Origin of the sequence: Rhizobium sp. NPDC090275, from assembly GCF_044772225.1 — a bacterium.
GTDB lineage: Bacteria > Pseudomonadota > Alphaproteobacteria > Rhizobiales > Rhizobiaceae > Rhizobium.
This window is the reverse complement of sequence record NZ_JBIVYL010000007.1, coordinates 145,347-166,734: the sequence shown is the minus strand read 5'-3', so window position 1 is coordinate 166,734 and position 21,388 is coordinate 145,347. Positions and strand designations below refer to the sequence as shown.

General features: G+C 62.7%; 16 protein-coding genes. 12 read left to right on the top strand and 4 right to left on the bottom strand.

From position 1 onward, the window contains the following. The first annotated feature begins 14 nt into the window (after positions 1 to 14). The 12 genes from ACIQUB_RS19000 to ACIQUB_RS18945 all read left to right on the top strand — a co-directional run bounded on the left by ACIQUB_RS19000 (position 15) and on the right by ACIQUB_RS18945 (position 15,745). Entirely contained in the window at positions 15 to 1,019 is a 1,005-nt protein-coding gene (locus ACIQUB_RS19000) for a TadE/TadG family type IV pilus assembly protein (RefSeq protein ID WP_402931327.1), read from the top strand. A 228-nt stretch (positions 1,020 to 1,247) separates the two neighbouring features. Beyond that, on the top strand, positions 1,248 to 2,519 hold the full coding sequence (locus tag ACIQUB_RS18995) for a pilus assembly protein TadG-related protein (RefSeq protein ID WP_402931325.1): 1,272 nt from the start codon (positions 1,248 to 1,250) through the stop codon (positions 2,517 to 2,519). Between the two features lie 275 nt (positions 2,520 to 2,794). Continuing rightward, positions 2,795 to 5,257 (top strand): glycogen/starch/alpha-glucan phosphorylase, encoded by a 2,463-nt coding sequence (locus tag ACIQUB_RS18990; protein WP_113238632.1) that lies wholly within the window; start codon positions 2,795 to 2,797, stop codon positions 5,255 to 5,257. Beyond that, positions 5,254 to 7,461, top strand: a complete 2,208-nt coding sequence (gene glgB / locus ACIQUB_RS18985; RefSeq protein WP_113238631.1) for a 1,4-alpha-glucan branching protein GlgB — start codon at positions 5,254 to 5,256, stop codon at positions 7,459 to 7,461. Before ACIQUB_RS18990 ends, glgB begins: the two co-directional genes overlap by 4 nt. Positions 7,462 to 7,480: 19 nt before the next feature. Next, complete coding sequence (gene glgC, locus ACIQUB_RS18980) at positions 7,481 to 8,743, top strand: glucose-1-phosphate adenylyltransferase (RefSeq protein ID WP_018899809.1); 1,263 nt, start codon at positions 7,481 to 7,483, stop codon at positions 8,741 to 8,743. A 3-nt stretch (positions 8,744 to 8,746) separates the two neighbouring features. Next, positions 8,747 to 10,189 (top strand): glycogen synthase GlgA, encoded by a 1,443-nt coding sequence (gene glgA / locus ACIQUB_RS18975; protein WP_111563427.1) that lies wholly within the window; start codon positions 8,747 to 8,749, stop codon positions 10,187 to 10,189. A 6-nt stretch (positions 10,190 to 10,195) separates the two neighbouring features. Beyond that, entirely contained in the window at positions 10,196 to 11,827 is a 1,632-nt protein-coding gene (locus ACIQUB_RS18970; protein WP_111563428.1) for an alpha-D-glucose phosphate-specific phosphoglucomutase, read from the top strand. 376 nt (positions 11,828 to 12,203) lie between these two features. Beyond that, on the top strand, positions 12,204 to 14,159 hold the full coding sequence (glgX, locus tag ACIQUB_RS18965; protein ID WP_402931321.1) for a glycogen debranching protein GlgX: 1,956 nt from the start codon (positions 12,204 to 12,206) through the stop codon (positions 14,157 to 14,159). Between the two features lie 89 nt (positions 14,160 to 14,248). After that, positions 14,249 to 14,734: a MaoC family dehydratase gene (locus ACIQUB_RS18960; RefSeq protein ID WP_113237490.1), complete on the top strand. Its 486-nt coding sequence runs from the start codon at positions 14,249 to 14,251 to the stop codon at positions 14,732 to 14,734. Positions 14,735 to 14,766: 32 nt separating this feature from the next. Further along, complete coding sequence (locus tag ACIQUB_RS18955) at positions 14,767 to 15,000, top strand: hypothetical protein (protein ID WP_113237489.1); 234 nt, start codon at positions 14,767 to 14,769, stop codon at positions 14,998 to 15,000. After that, the gene (locus tag ACIQUB_RS18950) at positions 14,997 to 15,122 is read left to right on the top strand and encodes a hypothetical protein (RefSeq protein WP_402931318.1); all 126 of its coding nucleotides are present in this window, start codon (positions 14,997 to 14,999) and stop codon (positions 15,120 to 15,122) included. Before ACIQUB_RS18955 ends, ACIQUB_RS18950 begins: the two co-directional genes overlap by 4 nt. A gap of 497 nt (positions 15,123 to 15,619) precedes the next feature. Continuing rightward, positions 15,620 to 15,745, top strand: a complete 126-nt coding sequence (locus ACIQUB_RS18945) for a hypothetical protein (RefSeq protein WP_402931316.1) — start codon at positions 15,620 to 15,622, stop codon at positions 15,743 to 15,745. A 327-nt stretch (positions 15,746 to 16,072) separates the two neighbouring features. Here the strand turns inward: ACIQUB_RS18945 and ACIQUB_RS18940 are convergent, their stop codons facing one another. The 4 genes from ACIQUB_RS18940 to ACIQUB_RS18925 are packed head-to-tail and all read right to left on the bottom strand — an operon-like array spanning position 16,073 to position 21,211. Further along, complete coding sequence (locus ACIQUB_RS18940; protein WP_113237487.1) at positions 16,073 to 16,621, bottom strand: sarcosine oxidase subunit gamma; 549 nt, start codon at positions 16,619 to 16,621, stop codon at positions 16,073 to 16,075. Further along, entirely contained in the window at positions 16,614 to 19,607 is a 2,994-nt protein-coding gene (locus ACIQUB_RS18935; protein ID WP_402931314.1) for a sarcosine oxidase subunit alpha, read from the bottom strand. Before ACIQUB_RS18935 ends, ACIQUB_RS18940 begins: the two co-directional genes overlap by 8 nt. After that, positions 19,604 to 19,945 (bottom strand): sarcosine oxidase subunit delta, encoded by a 342-nt coding sequence (locus ACIQUB_RS18930; RefSeq protein WP_016557053.1) that lies wholly within the window; start codon positions 19,943 to 19,945, stop codon positions 19,604 to 19,606. The genes ACIQUB_RS18935 and ACIQUB_RS18930 overlap by 4 nt, the downstream gene beginning before the upstream one ends. Before the next feature lie 12 nt (positions 19,946 to 19,957). After that, the gene (locus ACIQUB_RS18925; protein WP_016557052.1) at positions 19,958 to 21,211 is read right to left on the bottom strand and encodes a sarcosine oxidase subunit beta family protein; all 1,254 of its coding nucleotides are present in this window, start codon (positions 21,209 to 21,211) and stop codon (positions 19,958 to 19,960) included. Positions 21,212 to 21,388 lie beyond the last annotated feature (177 nt).

Here is a 21,388-nt window from a genome sequence, read left to right as displayed (position 1 = left end):
TCTGGGTGAACATGATGCGCGCCTTGCACTTGCTGAAGACCACTATCTCCCGTCTCGCGAATGATCGCGGCGGGAATTTCGCCATGGTGACGGCGTTGATTGCCACCCCGCTGCTTCTGGCAGGCGGCGCTGCGGTCGATTTCTCCTATGCGTCGAGCCAGAGAACCAATCTTCAGGAGATCGCCGACGCCGCGGCCCTGGAAGGCGGCAAGGTTTTCGACGGCACCAATCTCGCGGCGGCGACCACGCTCGCCAAGGCCTTCATCAAGGGCTATTCCGCGCAGATGCCGAGCGACGTCGCGTCGACCATGTCCGCCGATGGACGCACCTTCAAGGTCGCCATGACGGCGTCCGTACCGACGTCCATGATGAAGATCGCCAACATCAATTCGGTCGCCATCGGCGTCAACGCCGCAGCCATAGCCCCCGTCAAGCCGACGAAGATCACCTTCACCCCGACGCAGGCCCAGGGCTACTGGTACAAGAAGATTTCGATCATGGTCATCCGTCCCGGCAGCCCGTCGGAAGTGACCTTGGGCACGATCGTCTATCAGCCGACAACCCTCAACAACGCCGGCCAGGGTACGATGACGGTCGATCCGCCCAGCGGCGTCATCAACCTTGACAACTACACCAAGCTGATACTGAAGATGGAAATCAAGACGGATTATTGCGGCACCGGTTATGCCGGCTCGGTTTCCAACAATTCGAAGCAGACGGTAACCTGCACGGTCGTCGATGCCGCTTATAAGCTGAAGAACCCGGGCACCTGGCAGCAGAAGATGGTCTATAGCAACACGCTGCGGACCGATAATCCCGACCAGATGGACTCGCTTTATGTCGACGGCAAGCAATTGCAGAAGGGTACGGCCTATCCGCTTGAAAGCTACTTCGGTTGCTCCGCCAAGCAGAGCCATGCGTGGGAAGACGGTGGCGGCGCCGATCGCCAGGACTTCTTCTACACCGTCAGCGCCGACTGCAGCGGCAGCGACAGCAACTACGTTCGCCTGACGCAATAACATCGATTTCATTGCACGAAAAAGCCGCCCCGAACCGATCCGGGGCGGCTTTTTTGTTGCCGTGAAACCGGGGACGACCACGCCGCGCAACGCGATGGTGATGCCGGAAGGCCACAGCGCCGGGCGCAATTCGCCAGAATGACAAGCCCAGCCCGAATTCGTGTTGGAAAGCGACATTTCGTTAAAATCGAAGCGAATCCGTAAAAACAACCTCAACATGTTGGGCGCATGACTGCCACATTGTTAAAAGCAACTATTCGGGTGAGCATGATGAACACCTTGCATTCGTTTAAGCAAAGCATAACCGCCCTTTGGCGTGATCGCGGTGGCAATTTCGCGATGATGACGGCCATTGTTCTGCCCGTTCTGATTGGCAGTGCAGGCGTTGCTATCGACCTTTCGAACATGACCATGCAGAAGCGTCAGCTTCAGGACGCTGCTGACTCGGCAGCCTTGGCAGCCGCGACGGCGCTGGCCAATGGCAAAGTAACCACCGACGCACAGGCTCAGGCCCTAGCAAAGGATTTCGTTGCTGGACAGATGGCCAATTATATCAGCGGCACCGATGCGACAGCATTGAAAGACTCCATGACTGTCACCATCACGACGACGACGACCGCGACCAGCAAGAGCTACAAGATCAATGTGAACGCAGGCTACAACATGAGCCTTACGCCGCTCATGAAAGTGCTCGGCCAAGACAGCGTTACCATTGCCAGCAACAGCACCTCAACCAGCGGCATCAGCGAGCAGCGAAGCGCTGTCTCGATGACCCTGATTCTCGACCAATCCGGCTCGATGCTGGCTGACACTTCCACGCTGGACACCACCAAAACCAAATGCGCCAAATGGGACGAATCGGGTAGTCAGATCACCGAAAAAAGCGGCAGAACGACCATTACCGAGTTCAGTCCTTGCTACATCAAGAAGATCGACGCGCTGAAGACGGCCGCCAATCTGCTGTTGGACGAACTGGACAAGGCCGACCCATCGAAGCCCGCCAAGTATAGCCGTACCAATGCGATCGGCTGGAACAACATCATTCGCAGCTCCAGCTCCTTTGTATGGGGCACGAAAGATACGCGTACCTTGGTCAACGGCCTATCCGGCGGCAACGGTACAGAATCCTATGCCCCGATGAAGGCAGCTCATGCTGGCCTCCTCGATAGCCCGGCAGGTTCTGAAGCAAAGGTACAGGCGGCGGCCGGCAACACGAAGTTGACAAAATACATCGTCTTCATGACGGATGGTAACAACAACGCGACCAGCTCAGACACAAACACGCTCAACGAATGCACCGTTGCGAAGGACACCGACAACATCAAGATCTATTCGGTTGCCTTCATGGCCCCGGCCGGTGGCCGTGGGCAGGCGTTGCTCAGAAGCTGCGCATCCAGCCCCAGCTATTACTTCCAGGCTGAAAGCATGAGCGATCTGGTCGCAGCGTTCCAGAAGATCGGTCAGGATGCAGCGTCCGACAAGACCCTGCTGACACAGTAAGCCGCTCCCATTCCACAAAACAAAAAAGCCGCTCCGGAACAAACCGGAGCGGCTTTTCGTTGTTGTGCAATCCCATCTATCAAAATCAGAAAGCCGATAAAAATCAAGTTCTTTCCATCGTCCACGGGTGCCCCGCGTCAATTTTTCCGTTTGCTGGTTTTCCCTTGTTGCAAGTGCGTAGTAACGGTGCATAAACTGCATCGCTAGTGCGTGAGTAAATCGATTGAAGTACGTATAACCTACTGAAACCAAAACAGAATTGGCGAGCCCTGACGATGACCACCGTTTCGAAGCCCACCATCCCCTCTCCCGCACCGCGCAGCTCAAAGCCGGAAATTCTCGCAGAAGAAATCATCGAGCGCCTGACCTACCGCATCGGCAAGGATGCCAAGGTCGCCAAGCCGCACGACTGGCTGACGGCAACCATCCTCGTCATCCGCGACCGCATCATCGACAAGTGGATGGAGAGCACCCGCAAGGTCTACGCCACGGGCGCCAAGCGCGTTTATTATCTATCTCTCGAATTCCTCATCGGCCGCCTGATGCGCGATGCCGTGTCCAACCTCGGCCTGATGGAAGAGGTACGTGACGCGCTCGCTTCGCTCGGCGTCGATGTGTCAGTCATCGCCGGCCTCGAGCCGGATGCAGCGCTTGGCAATGGCGGTCTCGGCCGTCTCGCCGCCTGTTTCATGGAGAGCATGGCGACCGTCGACGTGCCTGCCTATGGCTATGGCATCCGCTATGTCCACGGCCTGTTCCGCCAGCAGATGGCCGATGGCTGGCAGGTCGAGCTGCCGGAAAGCTGGCTCGCTCACGGCAACCCCTGGGAATTCGAACGCCGCGAGAGCGCCTATGAAATCGGCTTCGGCGGCTCGGTCGATGTCGCCAACGGCGCCGATGGCGAACCGCGCTATGTCTGGAAGCCCGCCGAGCGCGTCATCGCCGCCGCCTTCGATACGCCCGTCGTCGGCTGGCGCGGCAAGCGCGTCAACACGCTCCGCCTCTGGTCGGCCCAGCCGATCGACCCGATCCTGCTCGATGCCTTCAACGCCGGCGACCATATCGGCGCGCTGCGCGAGAGCAACAAGGCCGAAAGCCTGACCCGCGTTCTCTACCCGGCCGACGCGACCCCTGCCGGCCAGGAGCTGCGCCTGCGCCAGGAGTTCTTCTTCTCGTCCGCCTCGCTGCAGGACATCCTGCGCCGCCATCTGCAGCAGTATGACGACTTCACGTCGCTGCCCGACAAGGTGGCGATCCAGCTGAACGACACCCATCCGGCCGTCTCCATCGCCGAACTGATGCGCCTGCTCTGCGACGTGCACGGGCTGGAGTTCGACCAGGCCTGGGACATCACCCGCGGCACCATCGCCTACACCAACCACACGCTTCTGCCCGAAGCGCTGGAAAGCTGGCCGGTGCCGTTGTTCGAGCGTCTCCTGCCGCGCCACATGCAGATCATCTACGCGATCAACGCCAAGGTTCTGCTCGAGGCCCGCAAGACCAAGAACTTCTCCGACACCGAAATTCGCTCGATCTCGCTGATCGAGGAAGGCGGCAGCCGCCGGGTGCGCATGGGCAACCTCGCCTTCGTCGGCTCGCATTCGATCAACGGCGTCTCGGCGCTGCACACCGACCTGATGAAGGTCACCGTCTTCGCCGACCTGCACAAGCTTTATCCCGACCGTATCAACAACAAGACCAACGGCATCACCCCGCGCCGCTGGCTGCAGCAGTGCAATCCGGGTCTGACGGGCCTGATCCGCGAGGCGATCGGCGACGATTTCCTCGACGACGCCGAAAAACTGCGCGCGCTCGACAAATTCGCCACCGACAGCGCCTTCCAGGAGAAGTTCGCGGCCGTCAAGCGCAACAACAAGGTGGCGCTCGCCAATCTGGTTGCGTCGCGCATGGGCGTGAAGATCGATCCGTCGGCGATGTTCGACATCCAGATCAAGCGCATCCACGAATACAAGCGCCAGCTCCTGAACGTCATCGAGGCGGTCGCGCTCTACGACCAGATCCGCTCGCGTCCCGAACTGGACTGGGTGCCGCGCGTAAAACTCTTCGCCGGCAAGGCGGCGCCGAGCTATCACAACGCCAAGCTCATCATCAAGCTGATCAACGACGTCGCCCGCACCATCAACAACGACCCGGCCGTGCGCGGCCTGCTCAAGGTCGTCTTCGTGCCGAACTACAACGTCTCGCTCGCCGAGGTCATGGTTCCGGCCGCCGACCTTTCCGAGCAGATCTCGACCGCCGGTATGGAAGCGTCGGGCACCGGCAACATGAAGTTCGGCCTCAACGGCGCGCTCACCATCGGCACGCTCGATGGCGCCAATGTCGAAATGCGCGACAATGTCGGCGAGGACAACATCAAGATCTTCGGCCTGCGCGCCGATGAGGTCGCCAACCTGCGCACCGACGGTCACAATCCGCGCGCCATCATCGAGGCCTCGCACGAGCTGTCGCAGGCGCTTTCGGCCATCGGCTCCGGCGTCTTTTCGCCGGATGACCGCAACCGCTATTCCGAGCTGATCGAGGGCATCTATTCGCACGACTGGTTCATGGTCGCCGCCGATTTCGATGCCTACGCCCAGGCCCAGCGCGAAGTCGACGAGCTCTGGAACGACAAGTCCGCCTGGAGCGAAAAGACCATCCGCAACACCGCCCGCATGGGCTGGTTCTCGTCGGACCGCACGATCCGGCAGTATGCCAAGGAAATCTGGAGAGCCGGATGAAAACGCCGAAGGCGACCCCTGAAGTCAAGCTTCCCTGGGAAATTTCGGCAGATGAAATAGCGGCGATCCTTGCCGGCGCGCATTCCAATCCGTTTGCCGTTCTGGGCGTCCACAAATCGGGCAGCGTTTACGTTGCCCGATGCTTCATTCCCGGCGCCGAAGAGGTGACCGCGATGTCGCTCGACGGCACCGCGATCGGCGATCTGGCGCTTCAGCATCCCGATGGCTTCTTCGCCGGCACCATCGCGGTCAACAAGCAGGTGCCGGTGCGCTATCGCGCCCGCCGTGGTGATGCCGAATGGGCCGTCACCGACCCTTACAGCTTCGGCCCCGTTCTCGGGCCGATGGACGATTATTACGCCCGCGAAGGCTCGGACCTGCGCCTCTTCGACAAGATGGGCGCGCACTGGATCAAGCACGAAGGCGCTCAAGGGATCCACTTCGCCGTCTGGGCGCCGAATGCGCAGCGCGTCTCCGTCGTCGGCGATTTCAACAATTGGGACGGCCGCCGCCACGTCATGCGGCTTCGATCAGGCGCCGGCATCTGGGAAATCTTCGCCCCCGATGTGCCGACGGGCGTCGCCTACAAATTCGAGATCCGCGGCCAGGACGGCGTGCTCTTGCCCTTGAAGGCGGACCCCTTCGCGCGCCGCAGCGAGTTGCGCCCGAAGAACGCCTCGGTCACCACGCCTGAACTTCTGCAGGAGTGGGAGGACGAAGCCCACCTCAAGCACTGGAGCGAGATCGACAAGCGCCGCCAGCCGATCTCCATCTACGAGGTGCATGCCGGCTCCTGGCAGCGCCGCGACGACGGCACGTTCCTCTCCTGGGACGAGCTCGCCGCCCGCCTGATCCCCTATTGCGTCGACATGGGCTTCACCCATATCGAATTCCTTCCGATCACCGAGCACCCCTATGATCCGTCCTGGGGCTACCAGACAACGGGCCTCTATTCGCCCACCGCCCGCTTCGGCGAGCCGGAGGGTTTCGCCCGCTTCGTCAACGGCGCCCACAAGGTCGGCATCGGCGTCATCCTCGACTGGGTGCCGGCGCATTTCCCGACCGACGCGCATGGCCTCGGCTGGTTCGACGGCACCGCACTCTATGAGCACGAGGACCCGCGCAAGGGCTTCCACCCGGATTGGAACACGGCGATCTACAATTTCGGCCGCACCGAGGTCGTGTCCTATCTCGTCAACAACGCGCTCTACTGGTCCGAGAAATTCCATCTCGACGGCCTGCGCGTCGATGCCGTCGCCTCGATGCTCTACCTCGATTACTCCCGCAAGCACGGCGAGTGGATCCCCAACGAATATGGCGGCAACGAAAACCTCGAGGCCGTCCGCTTCCTGCAGAACATGAACACCCGCATCTATGCCGAGCACCCCGGCGTCATGACCATCGCCGAGGAATCGACGTCATGGCCCAAAGTCTCGCAGCCGGTGCATGAAGGCGGCCTCGGCTTCGGCTTCAAGTGGAACATGGGCTTCATGCACGACACGCTGAGCTACATGAGCCGCGAGCCGGTGCATCGCAAGCATCATCACAACGAGCTCACCTTCGGCCTGCTCTACGCCTACTCGGAAAACTTCGTGCTGCCGCTGTCCCACGACGAAGTGGTGCACGGCAAGGGCTCGCTGATCGCCAAGATGCCCGGCGACGATTGGCAGAAGTTCGCCAATCTGCGCGCCTATTACGCGCTGATGTGGGGCTATCCCGGCAAGAAGCTTCTGTTCATGGGCCAGGAGTTCGCCCAGTGGAGCGAATGGAACGAGGCCGGCTCGCTCGATTGGAACCTGCTGCAGTATCGCATGCACGAGGGCATGCGCCGCCTGGTGCGCGACCTCAACTTCACCTACCGCAGCAAGCCGGCGCTGCACGCCCGCGACTGCGAGGGCGAAGGCTTCGAATGGCTGGTTGCCGACGACCACGAGAACTCGGTCTTCGCCTGGCTGCGCAAATCGCCAGGTGAAAAGCCGGTCGCCGTCATCTGCAACATGACGCCGGTATACCGCGAGAACTACGCAGTCAGGCTGCCGACCGAGGGCCGCTGGCGCGAAATCCTGAATACCGATGCCGACATCTATGGCGGCAGCGGCAAAGGCAATGGCGGTCGTGTCCAGGCGGTCAACGCCGGCGGCACCATCGTCGCATCACTGACCTTGCCGCCGCTGGCGGTTATCATGCTTGAACCTGAGACTTGAGACTGGTGGGAGGAAGACAATGGTAGAAAAACGCATTCAGCCACTTGCCCGCGATGCAATGGCCTATGTTCTCGCCGGCGGCCGGGGGAGCCGTCTGAAGGAACTCACCGACCGACGCGCCAAGCCCGCGGTCTATTTCGGCGGCAAGTCGCGCATCATCGATTTCGCGCTGTCCAACGCGCTGAACTCCGGTATCCGCCGCATCGGCGTCGCCACCCAATACAAGGCACACTCGCTGATCCGCCACATGCAGCGCGGCTGGAACTTCTTCCGCCCCGAGCGTAACGAGAGCTTCGACATCCTGCCGGCCTCCCAGCGCGTCTCCGAGACGCAGTGGTATGAGGGCACCGCCGACGCGGTCTACCAGAACATCGACATCATCCAGGACTACGGCGTCGAGTACATGGTCATCCTCGCCGGCGACCACGTCTACAAGATGGACTACGAGTACATGCTGCAGCAGCATGTCGACAGCGGCGCCGACGTCACCATCGGCTGCCTCGAAGTGCCGCGCATGGAAGCCGTGGGCTTCGGCGTCGTGCATGTCGACGAGACCGACCGCATCATCGATTTCGTCGAAAAGCCCGCCGATCCGCCGGCCATCCCTGGCAAGCCGGACAGCGCCTTCGCCTCGATGGGCATCTACGTCTTCCGCACCAAGTTCCTGATCGAGGAACTGCGCCGCGACGCAGCCGACCCGAATTCCAGCCGCGACTTCGGCAAGGACATCATTCCTTATATCGTCAAGAACGGAAAGGCCGTCGCGCACCGCTTCGCCAATTCCTGCGTGCGCTCCGATTTCGAGCGCGAGCCCTACTGGCGCGACGTCGGAACCATCGATGCCTACTGGCAGGCCAATATCGACCTGACGGCGATCGTTCCCGAACTCGACATCTACGACAAGTCCTGGCCGATCTGGACCTATGCCGAGATCTCGCCGCCGGCGAAGTTCGTCCATGACGACGAGAACCGCCGTGGCTCGGCGACCTCCTCGGTCATCGCCGGCGATTGCATCATCTCCGGCGCCACGCTGAACAACAGCCTGCTCTTCACGGGTGTGCGCGCCAATTCCTACTCGAAGCTTGAGGGCGCCGTCGTGCTCCCGAGCGTAAAGATCGGCCGCCACGCGCAGCTGACGAATGTCGTGATCGACCACGGCGTCGTCATTCCGGAAGGTCTTGTTGTCGGCGACGACCCGGTTCTCGACGCCAAGCGTTTCCGCCGCTCAGAAGGCGGGATCTGCCTCATCACGCAGCCGATGATCGACAAGCTGGATATGTAAACGATGAAAGTTCTTTCGGTTTCGTCCGAAGTCTTCCCATTGATAAAGACAGGGGGCCTGGCCGATGTGGCCGGCGCCCTGCCGATCGCGCTGAAGCGCTTCGGCATCGAAACCAAGACGCTGATGCCCGGCTATCCCGCGGTGATGAAGGTCATCCGCGACCCGGTCGTCCGCATGCGCTTCGACGATCTGCTCGGCGAACCGGCGACGGTTCTGGAGGTCAATCACGAGGGGCTCGATATCCTCGTCCTCGACGCGCCCGCCTATTACGACCGCTCCGGCGGCCCCTATCTGGACGCAACAGGCAAGGACTACCACGACAACTGGCGCCGCTTTGCCGCGCTATCGCTTGCCGGCGCCGAGATCGCCGCCGGCCTGATGCCCGGCTGGAAGCCAGACGTCGTCCATGCGCATGACTGGCAGGCGGCCATGACGCCCGTCTACATGCGCTTTTACCCGACGCCCGAACTCCCCAGCATCCTCACCATCCACAACATCGCCTTCCAGGGCCAGTTCAGCGCCGAGATCTTCTCCGGCCTGCGCCTTCCCCCGCAGGCCTTCTCGGTGGAAGCGCTGGAATATTACGGCAATATCGGTTTCCTGAAGGGTGGCCTGAAGACCGCGCACGCGATCACCACCGTCAGCCCCTCCTATGCCGGCGAGATCCTGACCTCCGAGTTCGGCATGGGTCTTGAGGGTGTCATCGCCAGCCGCATCGAGGCGCTGCACGGCATCGTCAACGGCATCGACCACGAGGTCTGGGACCCCGCCACGGACGCCGTGCTGCAGACCCATTACACCGGCGCGACGCTGAAGAACCGCGCCGCCAACCGCGCCGCCGTCCAGGAATTCTTCGGCCTGCACGACGACAACGCGCCGATCTTCTGCATCATCAGCCGTCTCACCTGGCAGAAGGGCATGGACCTGATCGCCGCCTGCGCCGATGAGATCGTCGCCATGGGCGGCAAGCTTGCCATTCTGGGCTCCGGCGATCCGGCGCTTGAAGGCTCGCTGCTCGCCGCCTCCGCCCGCCATCCCGGCCGCATCGGCGTGTCGATCGGTTACAACGAGCCGATGTCGCACCTGATGCAGGCCGGTTCCGACGCCATCATCATCCCCTCGCGCTTCGAGCCCTGCGGCCTGACGCAGCTTTATGGCCTGCGCTATGGTTGCGTGCCGATCGTCGCCCACACGGGCGGCCTTGCCGACACCGTCATCGATGCCAATCACGCCGCACTTGCGGCCAAAGTGGCAACCGGGATACAATTCTCTCCGGTGACCGCTTCCGGTCTGTTGCAGGCAATCCGCCGTGCGCTACATCTCTATACCGATCAAAAGGTCTGGACCCAATTGCAAAAGCAGGGCATGAAATCGGATGTTTCGTGGGAGAAAAGCGCCGAGCGCTATGCTGCCCTCTATTCAAGCCTCGCCCCGAAAGGCAAGTGACAGAAAATGAACAAGTCCGTATCCACCACCCCCTATCAGGATCAGAAGCCCGGCACATCGGGACTGCGTAAAAAGGTCCCGGTATTCCAACAGCCGAACTACGCGGAAAACTTCATCCAGTCGATTTTCGATTCGCTGGAAGGATTTCAGGGCAAGACCCTCGTCATCGGCGGCGACGGACGCTACTACAACAAGGAAGTCATTCAGAAGGCGATCAAGATGGCCGCCGCCAATGGCTTCGGTAAGGTCATCGTCGGCAAGGGCGGCATCCTCTCGACGCCGGCTGCCTCGCACGTGATCCGCAAGTACAAGGCCTTCGGCGGCATCATTCTCTCCGCCAGCCATAATCCCGGCGGCCCGACCGAAGACTTCGGCATCAAGTACAACATCAGCAATGGCGGCCCGGCGCCGGAAAAGATCACCGACGCGATCTATGCGCGCACCAAGGTGATCGACACCTACAAGATCGCCGATTTCCCCGACGTCAATCTCGACCGCATCGGCAAGGACGAGCTGCCCGGCGGCATGCTGCTTTCGGTTCTGGACTCCGTCGAGGACTACACGGCGCTGATGGAAGAGCTGTTCGACTTCGGCGCCATCCGCAACCTGATCAGCCTCGGCTTCCGCATCGCGTTCGATGCGATGAGCGCCGTCACCGGCCCCTACGCCAAGGAAATCTTCGAAAACCGCCTCGGCGCCCCGTCCGGCTCGGTCCGCAACTTCATGCCGCTGCCCGATTTCGGCGGCCACCATCCGGACCCGAACCCGGTTCACTGCAAGGAACTCTACGACGAGATGATGGGCGACGACGCCCCTGATTTCGGCGCGGCATCCGACGGCGACGGCGACCGTAACCTGATCATCGGCCGCGGCATCTTCGTAACCCCCTCCGACAGCCTGGCGATCATCGCTGCCAACGCCAACCTCGCCCCCGGCTATTCCGGCGGCCTCACCGGCATCGCCCGCTCCATGCCGACCTCGGGTGCGGCCGACCGCGTCGCCGAAAAGCGTGGGATCGGCATGTATGAAACGCCGACCGGCTGGAAGTTCTTCGGCAACCTGCTCGACGCCAACATGGCGACGATCTGTGGCGAGGAGAGCGCCGGCACCGGCTCCAACCACGTGCGCGAGAAGGACGGCCTCTGGGCTGTCCTGATGTGGCTGAACATCCTGGCCGTGCGCGGCGAGAGCGTTCAGGACATCGTCACCCAGCACTGGCAGACCTACGGCCGCAACTACTATTCGCGCCACGACTATGAAGGCGTCGACACAGAAGCCGCCAACGGCCTGGTGGACAATCTCCGCGCCCAGCTCTCCAGCCTTCCCGGCAAGACCTTCGGCCCGCTCAAGGTCGAAAAGGCAGACGATTTCGCCTATCACGATCCGGTCGACAAGTCGGTGAGCGAACACCAGGGCATCCGCATCATGTTCGAGGGCGGCTCCCGCGTGGTCTTCCGCCTGTCGGGCACCGGCACCTCGGGCGCCACGCTGCGCGTCTACATCGAGCGCTACGAGCCCGATTCCAGCCGCCACAACATCGAGACCCAGGAAGCCCTGGCCGACCTGATCGCCGCCGCCGAAACCATCGCCGACATCAAGTCCCGCACCGGCCGCGACGCCCCTTCGGTGATCACCTGAGATAGCCTCTCTAATGCCCGATCGGGAGCAGCGGATGCCTCTACCCCCCTCTGCCCTGCCGGGCATCTCCCCCACAAGGGGGGAGATCGGCTGGGAGCACCGATCGGTATCATTCCTCGAACGTAGCGTTTCCGCCAAAGCAACCTTTCAAGCTGGGCGAGCGCTAGCCGCTTGCGATCTCCCCCCTTGTGGGGGAGATGCCCGGCAGGGCAGAGGGGGGTAACACCGCATGCCGCCCTTCCTATTTGCCCGAAGCCCCGGCGCAACGCTCACTGACACCGGCCTTTCACTCTCTGCCGTGCAGCCGGATGAGGGGGCCACACGGCACCACATCAACCCCATCAAACACCCCCCCGGAACAAGGACCGAGCACCCCATGCCCTTCGCTTCCGGCGTAACCCTCACCGCCACAGGCGCCACCTTCGTCGTCCGCTCGAGCGAGGCCACGCAGCTCCACCTCTGCCTCTTCGACCAGACCGGCCGCGAAACCGATCGCCTGCCGATGACCCGAGGCGAAGACGACCTCCACCACCTCTTCGTCGAGGGCATCGCGCCGGGCGCCTGCTACGGCTACCGCGCCGAAGGCACCTACGCGCCCGACGAAGGCCTCTGGTTCGACCCCGCCAAACTGCTGGTCGACCCCTACGCTAGAGAAATCGACCGCCCCTTCCGCTACGACCCGCTGCTCTCGAAATTCGGCGCCGACACGCAACACCTCGTCCCCCGCGCGATCGTCACTCGCGACGTCGCCGTCAAGCCCGCAGCCCCCGTCTTTCGCCCCGGCGGTTTCATCTACGAGGTCGCGGTCCGCCCCTTCACCATGCTGCACCCGGATGTGCCGGAAGCAGAGCGTGGCACCATCGCGGCCCTTGCCCACCCCTCGGTCATCGCCCACCTCAAGCGCATCGGCGTCGACGCCATCGAGCTGATGCCCATCACCGCCTGGATCGACGAGCGCCACCTTCCCCCGCTCGGCCTCACCAACGGCTGGGGCTATAACCCCGTCGCCTTCATGGCGCTCGACCCGCGCCTTGCCCCCGGTGGCATGACAGAGCTGCGCGACACGGTCGCCAAGCTCCACGCTGAAGGCATCGGCGTCATCCTCGACCTCGTCTTCAACCACACCGGCGAGAGCGATCGCTTCGGCCCGACGCTTTCCATGCGCGGCCTCGACAACCGCTCCATGTTACGCCACGTCCCCGGCCAGCCCGGCACGCTGGTCAACGACACAGGCACCGGCAACACGGTCGCCTGCGACCACCCCTATGTCCGCCAGCTGATCGTCGACACGCTCCGCCATTTCGTACTCCACGCCGGCATAGACGGCTTTCGCTTCGACCTCGCGCCGATCATCGGCCGCACCGCGTCAGGCTTCGAGGCACACGGCGAAACGCTGAAGGCGATGCTCGACGACGAGGTTCTGCGCGACCGCATCATGATCGCCGAACCCTGGGACATCGGCCCCGGCGGCTACCAGCTCGGCAACTTCCCCGCCCCTTTCCTTGAATGGAACGACCGCGCCCGCGACGACCTCAGATGCTACTGGCGCGGCGACCACTACAAGACCGGCGCGCTGGCATCGGCCCTCGCAGGTTCATCCGACATCTTCGCCCGCAACAACGCCACCGCCACCCGCAGCGTCAATTTCCTCGCAGCCCATGACGGCTTCACGCTCAACGACCTCGTCTCCTACGCCGGCAAGCACAACGAGGCGAACGGCGAGGACAACCGCGACGGCCACAACGAGAACCACTCCTGGAACAACGGCACTGAGGGCGAGACCGACGACCCCGCAATCATCGCGCGCCGCAGCGCCGACCTGAAGGCTCTCCTCTCCACGCTATTCGCGACGCGCGGCACGGTGATGCTGACGGCGGGCGACGAAGGCGGACGCAGCCAGCGCGGCAACAACAACGCCTATTGCCAGGACAACGCCATCACCTGGGTCGACTGGGCAGCACTCGACGAAGATCTGATCGCCCACACCGCCCTCGTCTCAAAGCTACGCAAGCGCTTCGGCGTCTTCTCGCAGTTCGCCTTCTTCAAAGGCGACGGCGACGTCTCCTGGATCGCGCCCTCAGGCCAACCGATGAGCGTTTCGGATTGGGAAACGCCTGACTTCGCCATGCTCGGCATGATCGTGCAAACCGAGGACGCAATCACCGGGAAACAGATCAGGCTCGCCGTCCTCTTCAGCCGCGCCGAATCCGAACAGACCTTTTCGCTGCCCGCCGATGCGACATGGCGCCGGGTTGAAGAAGAGGAAGGCTCCGAGCCGCAAACACAGGCGCGCGTACCGGCACGGTCCGTTTCTTTCCTTGTAGGAAATTGACGCGCCCGTAAGTTGTACTAATATCCTTGTCGTAATTGTCACGAAGCCATTGTAAGTCTTTTCGAAGCAGCTTTTTTCAAGAGGAATTGATGGTCAAGGAAATCTCGCTCGCGGATGTCCGCGGGCTGGTCGGCACGGAAGCCGGCCTTTCTGATTGGATCGTCGTCGATCAGACGATGATCAATGCCTTCGCCGACGCCACCCACGACCACCAGTTCATCCATGTCGATCCGGCCCGCGCCGCCGACAGCCCCTTTGGCGGCACGATCGCCCATGGTTTCCTGACGCTCTCGCTGCTGTCCGCGATGAACTATAACTGCCTGCCCAAGGTGCGCGAGCAGACCATGGGCATCAACTACGGCTTCGACACCGTCCGCTTCGTCGCCCCGGTCAAATCCGGCGCCCGCATCCGCGGCCGCTTCGTTCTCGCCGAAGCCCGCTTCCGCGGCGCAGGCATGCTGATGACCACCTACGACGTATCGATCGAGATCGAGAACGAACGCAAGCCGGCGCTGACGGCCCGCTGGACGACGATCATCCAGTTCGACCCGAAGGATCGGCCGGAGGACGTGTAGGCGGGGCCAGATATAGCGCGCGGAGGGCGGCGATGAGCTTGGCATATGATGAGCAGACAAAGCTTTTCGCCAACGCCCTGGACCGCGCCTCGACGGCCTGCTTCACCGTCGGCATCGTCACGCCGATCGCCGGCGTGTTCTACGGGATCGGCAATTTCGCTCAGCTGTCGCGCCTTTGGCTTTCGGGTTACCTCTGCGCTTGGCTTTCGGTGGCGGTGCTATTACATTACATAGCGAGATTGACGCTCAGGAGACTGATCCCATGAGCTTTGGTTTACTATTCTTCATCTCATTCGGCCTGCCCGCCATCATCGCGGCCCTCGCCTACATCGCCTTCCTGCTGCACGAGCGCGAATGGCGCAAGCAACGCAATCAGCCGGGCGAGTAGTAGTCTCCTGATAAGACATGTTCTGAATGGGATCGATCGATGAGCGATTGGACATTTGCTTTTGTCGCCACACCGGCAATCGTGATCGTACTCGGCTACATCGCGATGCGCCTGCACATGTGGGACATCAAGCGTCACCACAAGGAGCCGGGCGAGTAGGTTGGCTAGGGCAACCCCACGCGCGACGTCATGCTCGGTCTTGTGCCGAGCATCTGCCTTGGCTCAATCAGCGCTGGACGTGAATTGCCGTTACGCGACGGAGGACTGAGGCCGCAGCCTGCAGAGCCTTGAGCCATGACCGTTGAACCCGCGGAGACGTGCTTAGATCCTCGGGACAAGCCCGAGGAAGACGTCGCGCAAGGGACAGACGTGCTCTACAGCATCGGCAACTTTGTCCAGATATGCAGCTGGTGGCTTGCCAGCTATCTCGCAGGTTGGCTTTCGCTCGCAGCGACATTACACTCTGTGGCGAGACGAACGCCGAAGGGATTGAAGCTATGAACACTGGCGCCTTGCTGTTCATATCATTCGGCCTGCCGGCTATTATCGGCATCCTCGCCTATGCCGTTGTTCTTTGGCACGAGCGCGAGTGGCGCAAGCATCGCGATCAGCCGGGCGAGTAGGCTTGCCCTCTCAACCCCACGCGCGACGTCATGCTCGGTCTTGTGCCGAGCATCTGCCTTGGCTCGATCAGCGCTGGACGTGAATTGCGGTGACGCGACGGGGGACCGATGCCGCAGCCCAAAGAGCCTTGAGCCATGACCGTTGAACCCTCGGAGACGTGCTTAGATCCTCGGGACAAGCCCGAGGAAGACGTCGCGCAAGGGGGAACGCACCGGCGACGTTGTACGAATGCCCGCATCCGACAATCGAAAGCACATCGACCAAAACCAAATCGGGGATGGCGCCCTCGCACCGTCCCCGACCTCATAATCACAACACCCCGAAGCTCAGTGCCCCGCATCCTCGGCGCCCTCGGCGAGCAGGCCGAAGACGAAGTCCGCGAAGGAGCGCCAACATTCGACCCGGAAGGTATCCTCCTCGGTGCGGAAGAGCACGATCTCGGCCTTGCCGAACAGCGTGCGCGAGCAGGCGCCGACGGGGAAGGCTTCGAGCGACAGGTCCTGCGGGCAGCCCGTGGAGATCGTCGTTTCGGCGCCGGGGCCGGAGACGATGATTGCGACGTTGCGGTGCGAGACGTCAGTTGCCGAATGCACGACGCCCACGTCCTTCAGCGCGCCCATGAGGTCAGCGCCACTCTCGTCGATGACGAGCCATTCGTCCGGCCCGAGCCAAAGCGCGGCGCGGCCGCCCTTGCGGCCCGAGGTCTTCGGTGCGTCGGGAACGGTCACGCCGAGCGCCGATGAGAGAGCCGAAAGCGCTTCCGCCGGTGCGCGAAGCGCAACGCGCGTGGCGTGAGGTGCCGCCGTCAGCCGTACGCTGGCCGAGCCGCCCTGCTTGCCCGAGAGAACGGATGTGCGAACTGCCGTATCAGCCATTGATGCGGCCTCCTTCCTTGTCAAAGAACACCATATCCGTCACCTCGACCGCGATCGTCTTGTCGGGCATCGGCACGTAGAGCGTTTCGCCCATACGCTTGCGGCCGCCGGCGACCAGCGCGAATGCGATCGACTTCCCTAGGTTTTCCGACCAGTAGGACGAGGTCACGTGGCCGAGCATGGTCATCGGCTTCGGCTCGTTCGGGTTGGCGACGAGCTGCGCGCCCTCTTCGAGCACCAGCGTCGGATCCTTGGTGACAAGGCCGACCAGCTGCTTGCGGCCTTCCTTGACGAGATCCGGGCGCTTCAGGCCGCGAATGCCGACGAAGTCGGTCTTCTTCTTCGACACCGCCCAGTTGAGGCCGGCATCGTCAGGGGTCACGGTACCATCCGTATCCTGGCCGACGATGATATAGCCCTTCTCGGCGCGAAGAACGTGCATCGTCTCGGTGCCGTAGACGCAGGCGCCAAGCGGCTCGGCATTGGCCCAGACGGCTTCGAGAACCGACTGGCCGTAATCGGCCGGCACGTTGATTTCGAAGCCGGTTTCGCCGGTGAACGAGACGCGGAAGAGACGTGCCGGAACACCCATGACCGTGCACTCGGCAACGCTCATATGCGGGAAGGCCTCGTTGGAGATATCGACGCCTTCGACCAGCGGCGCGATGATCTCGCGCGCCTTCGGACCCTGCACGGCGATGACGGCCCACTGCTCGGTCACAGACGTCAGCCACACCTTCAGATGCGGGAACTCGGTCTGCAGATAGTCTTCCATGTGGTTCAACACGCGCGGCGCGCCGCCCGTCGTCGTCGTCACGTGGAAGCGATCGTCGGCGAGACGCCCGACGACGCCGTCGTCATAAACAAAGCCATCGTCGCGGGTCATGATGCCGTAGCGGCACTTGCCCGGCTTCAGCGTGTCCCAGGCGTTGGTATACATCAGGTTCATGAACTCGGCCGCGTCAGGTCCGACGACCTCGATCTTGCCGAGCGTCGAGGCATCGAACACGCCGGCCACATCGCGCGCCGTCTTGCATTCGCGCGCGACCGCCTGGTGCATGGTTTCGCCGGCACGCGGATAGAACCACGCACGCTTCCAGTTGCCGACATCCTCGAACACCGCGCCATGGGCTTCTTCCCACTGGTGCAGCGGCGTCTTGCGCGTCGGATCGAACAGCTCGCCACGCGAATGCGCGATCAGCGTGCCGTAGGTCACCGGCGTGTAGGGCGCGCGGAAGGTCGTGAGACCGACCTGCGGAATCTCCTTGCCCAGCATCTCGGCGGCAATCGCCAGGCCGTGCATGTTGGAGAGCTTGCCCTGGTCGGACGCCATGCCGTTGGTGGTGAAGCGCTTGATGTGCTCGATCGAGTGCATCCCCTCGCGCACGGCAAGGCGGATATCCTTGGCGCAGACGTCGTGCTGGAAATCGATGAAGGCCTTGGCGCTGGTCTCCGGGCCCGCCCCTTCGGCGGCACCGATCATCCCACCGGTCCACTGATGCGCCTGCTCGGCCGAGATGCTGATCTTGCCGGCGGACGCCTTGCCGGCCGCCTGCGCCATCAGCTCGCCGGCTGCCAGCGATTCCTCGATCGTCCGCTGCAGGTCGTCGGTGCCATTGCAGGCGCCGACGGAGAGGCAATCCTGGGCATAGGTGCCGGGCAGGAAGCGCTGCGTTTCCGCCTCGAACTTCACCTTGCCGCGCGACTGCGAGAACAGGTGCACCGAAGGCGTCCAGCCGGCCGAGACCAGCAGAGCATCGACCGCGATCTTGCGCGGCGAGCCGCCGCCGTTGCGGGCAACCGTCATCGACGAGATGCGCAGCTTGCCGGATGTATTGATAACCGACTGGCCAGAGAGAACATCGATGCCGAGCGAACGGGCCTCGGCCAACACGGCCGCACCCGGCGTCTGCCGGCAATCCACGATCGCCGCGATCTCGACGCCGGCGCGCTTCAGGTCGAAGGCTGCCTCATAGGCCGAGTCATGCGCCGTATAGACGCCGACCTTCTGGCCGACGGCAACTCCGTACTGGTTGAGATACATGCGCGCGGCGGACGCGAGCATGATGCCCGGACGGTCGTTGTTCGGGAACACCATGTGGCGCTCGATGGCGCCGTTGGCGAGGATGACGCGCTTGGCGCGCAGCTGCCACAGACGCTCGCGCGGCAGATGGCGGCTGGGGTTGGCGACATGGTCGGTCACGCGCTCGGCGAGGCCGACGAAATTGTGGTTGTAATATCCGAAAGCCGTCGTGCGGGTCAGAACCTGCACATTGTCCATCGCCTTCAGAGCCGCAACCGTCTTCTGCGCCCACTCATAGCCGGAAAGGCCGTCGATCGTCACACCGCTATCGTAGCGCAGAGCGCCGCCGACATCGGCCTGCTCGTCGCAGAGGATGACCTTGGCGCCGGTCTGCGCCGCGGCAAGGGCCGCCGAAAGACCGGCCACGCCGGCGCCGACGACGAGCACGTCGCAATGCGCGTAGCGACCTGCGTAATGATCCGGATCGGCTTCCTTCGGCGCGACGCCGAGGCCGGCCGCGCGGCGGATGATCGGCTCGTAGAAGCTCTTCCAGGCGGCCTTCGGCCACATGAAGGTTTTGTAGTAGAAGCCGGCCGCGAAGAAGGGCGAAAGCAGGTTGTTGATGCCGCCGATATCGAAGGAAAGCGACGGGAAGCGGTTCTGCGATTCGACGATCATGCCGTCGAACACTTCCTGCACCGTGGCGCGCACGTTCGGCTGCTTGCGGGCGGCGTCACGCGACACGTCGATCAGCGCGTTCGGCTCCTCGGCGCCGGCAGACAGAATCCCGCGCGGGCGGTGATACTTGAACGAGCGGCCGACCAGATGGATGTTGTTGGCAATCAGCGCCGAGGCGACGGTGTCACCCTCGAGCGCGGTGTAGGTCTTGCCGTCGAAGGTGAAGCGCGCGGTCTTGGCGGGCGTCAGGCGGCCCTTGCCGGATATACGGTTCGCAGCACTCATTTCGCTTCTCCTTCGAGCTGCTCATAGGTCTCGACGGGAGCATGGGGCGCAGCCGCGGCACCGATATCGGGCTTCGGCTCGCCGGCCTTGTACGTCATGATGAACTTGTCGCTGATCGTGTCGCGCGCCGCGTTGAAGAAGCGGCCGCATCCGTGCTGGTGGCGCCAGCGCTCGAAGATCAGCCCCTTCGGGTTGTCGCGCAGGAAGAAGAACTCCTCGAACTGTTCGTCGGAGATCTCGGCGATATTGGTCGGGCGGGCGATATGCGCATCGCCGGCGCCGCGGAATTCGAGCTCGGAGCGCTCTTCCTGACAGTATGGGCAATAGATAAGAAGCATGATGTCCTCGTGTCAGTGCGCGACGGCTGCGGCGGCGGCTTCGTCGATCAGACGGCCGGTGCGGAAGCGGTCCAGCGTCAGGCCGGCATTGAACTTGTGCGCCTCGTCGCGGGCAATGAGGTGCGCGAAGAGATTGGCCGAGCCCGGCGTCGCCTTGAAGCCGCCGGTGCCCCAGCCGCAGTTGACGTAGAGCCCCGGAACCGGCGTCTTCGACTGGATGGCCGAACGATCCGGCGTGTTGTCGACGATACCGCCCCACTGGCGCATCATCTTGACGCGGCGGAACATCGGGAAGAGCTCGCAGATGGCATCGAGCGTATGCGTGATGATCTGCAGGCCGCCGGTCTGGCTGTAGGAATTGTACTGGTCGGTGCCGGCGCCGATGACGAGCTCGCCCTTGTCGGACTGCGAGATATAGGCATGCACCGTGTTGGACATGACCACGCAAGGGAAGATCGGCTTCAAGGGTTCGGAGACCAGCGCCTGCAGCGGGCTCGATTGCAGCGGCACGCGCACATCGGCCATCTTCATGACCGTGGTCGTGTGGCCGGCGGCCGAAACGCCGACCTTCTTGGCGCCGATGAAGCCGCGCGACGTCTCGACACCGGTGACGCGACCGTCGGGGCCGCGGCGGATGCCGGTCACTTCGCAGTTCTGGATGATATGGACGCCGCGATCGGACGCCGCACGCGCATAGCCCCAGGCAACCGCATCGTGGCGCGCCGTGCCGCCGCGACGCTGGAGCGCCGCACCGTTGATCGGATAGCGGGCGCTGGCGGAGATATCGAGCGGCGGACAATAAGCCTTGGCCTGTTCCGGCGTCAGCCATTCATTGTCGATGCCGTAGAGACGGTTGGCATGGATGTGGCGCTTGAAGGATTGCTGGTCATGCACATTGTGCGACAGCATCATCACGCCGCGCGGCGAGTACATGACATTGTAGTTGAGATCCTGCGAGAGGTTCTCCCAGAGCTTCATCGAATGCTCGTAGATGTGCATGCTCTCTTCATAGAGATAGTTCGAGCGGATGATGGTCGTGTTGCGGCCGGTATTGCCGCCGCCGAGCCAGCCCTTCTCGAGCACCGCGACATTGGTGATGCCGTGCTCCTTGGCCAGATAATAGGCCGCGCCCAAGCCATGTCCGCCGCCACCGATGATGATGACGTCGTATTCGGCGCGCGGCTCCGGCGAAGTCCATTGCTTGTCCCAGCCCTTGTGCCCCCTGAGAGCCTCACGTGCCACGGCAAAAACCGAATATCTGCGCATCCGCCTTGATCTCCTTGCGGGGAAAATCCCCTGTCGTCGGCCATACAAATCGCAAATCCAAATGCGGCACAACGTTTCTTTTGCGACGCCGGAAGGCTTTTGTTTTGACACGGTGCAAGATTGCGCCGGATGCGGCAGAAAGTGAGGCGGGAAGGACGTGGGGAGTGAAGTGGGCGC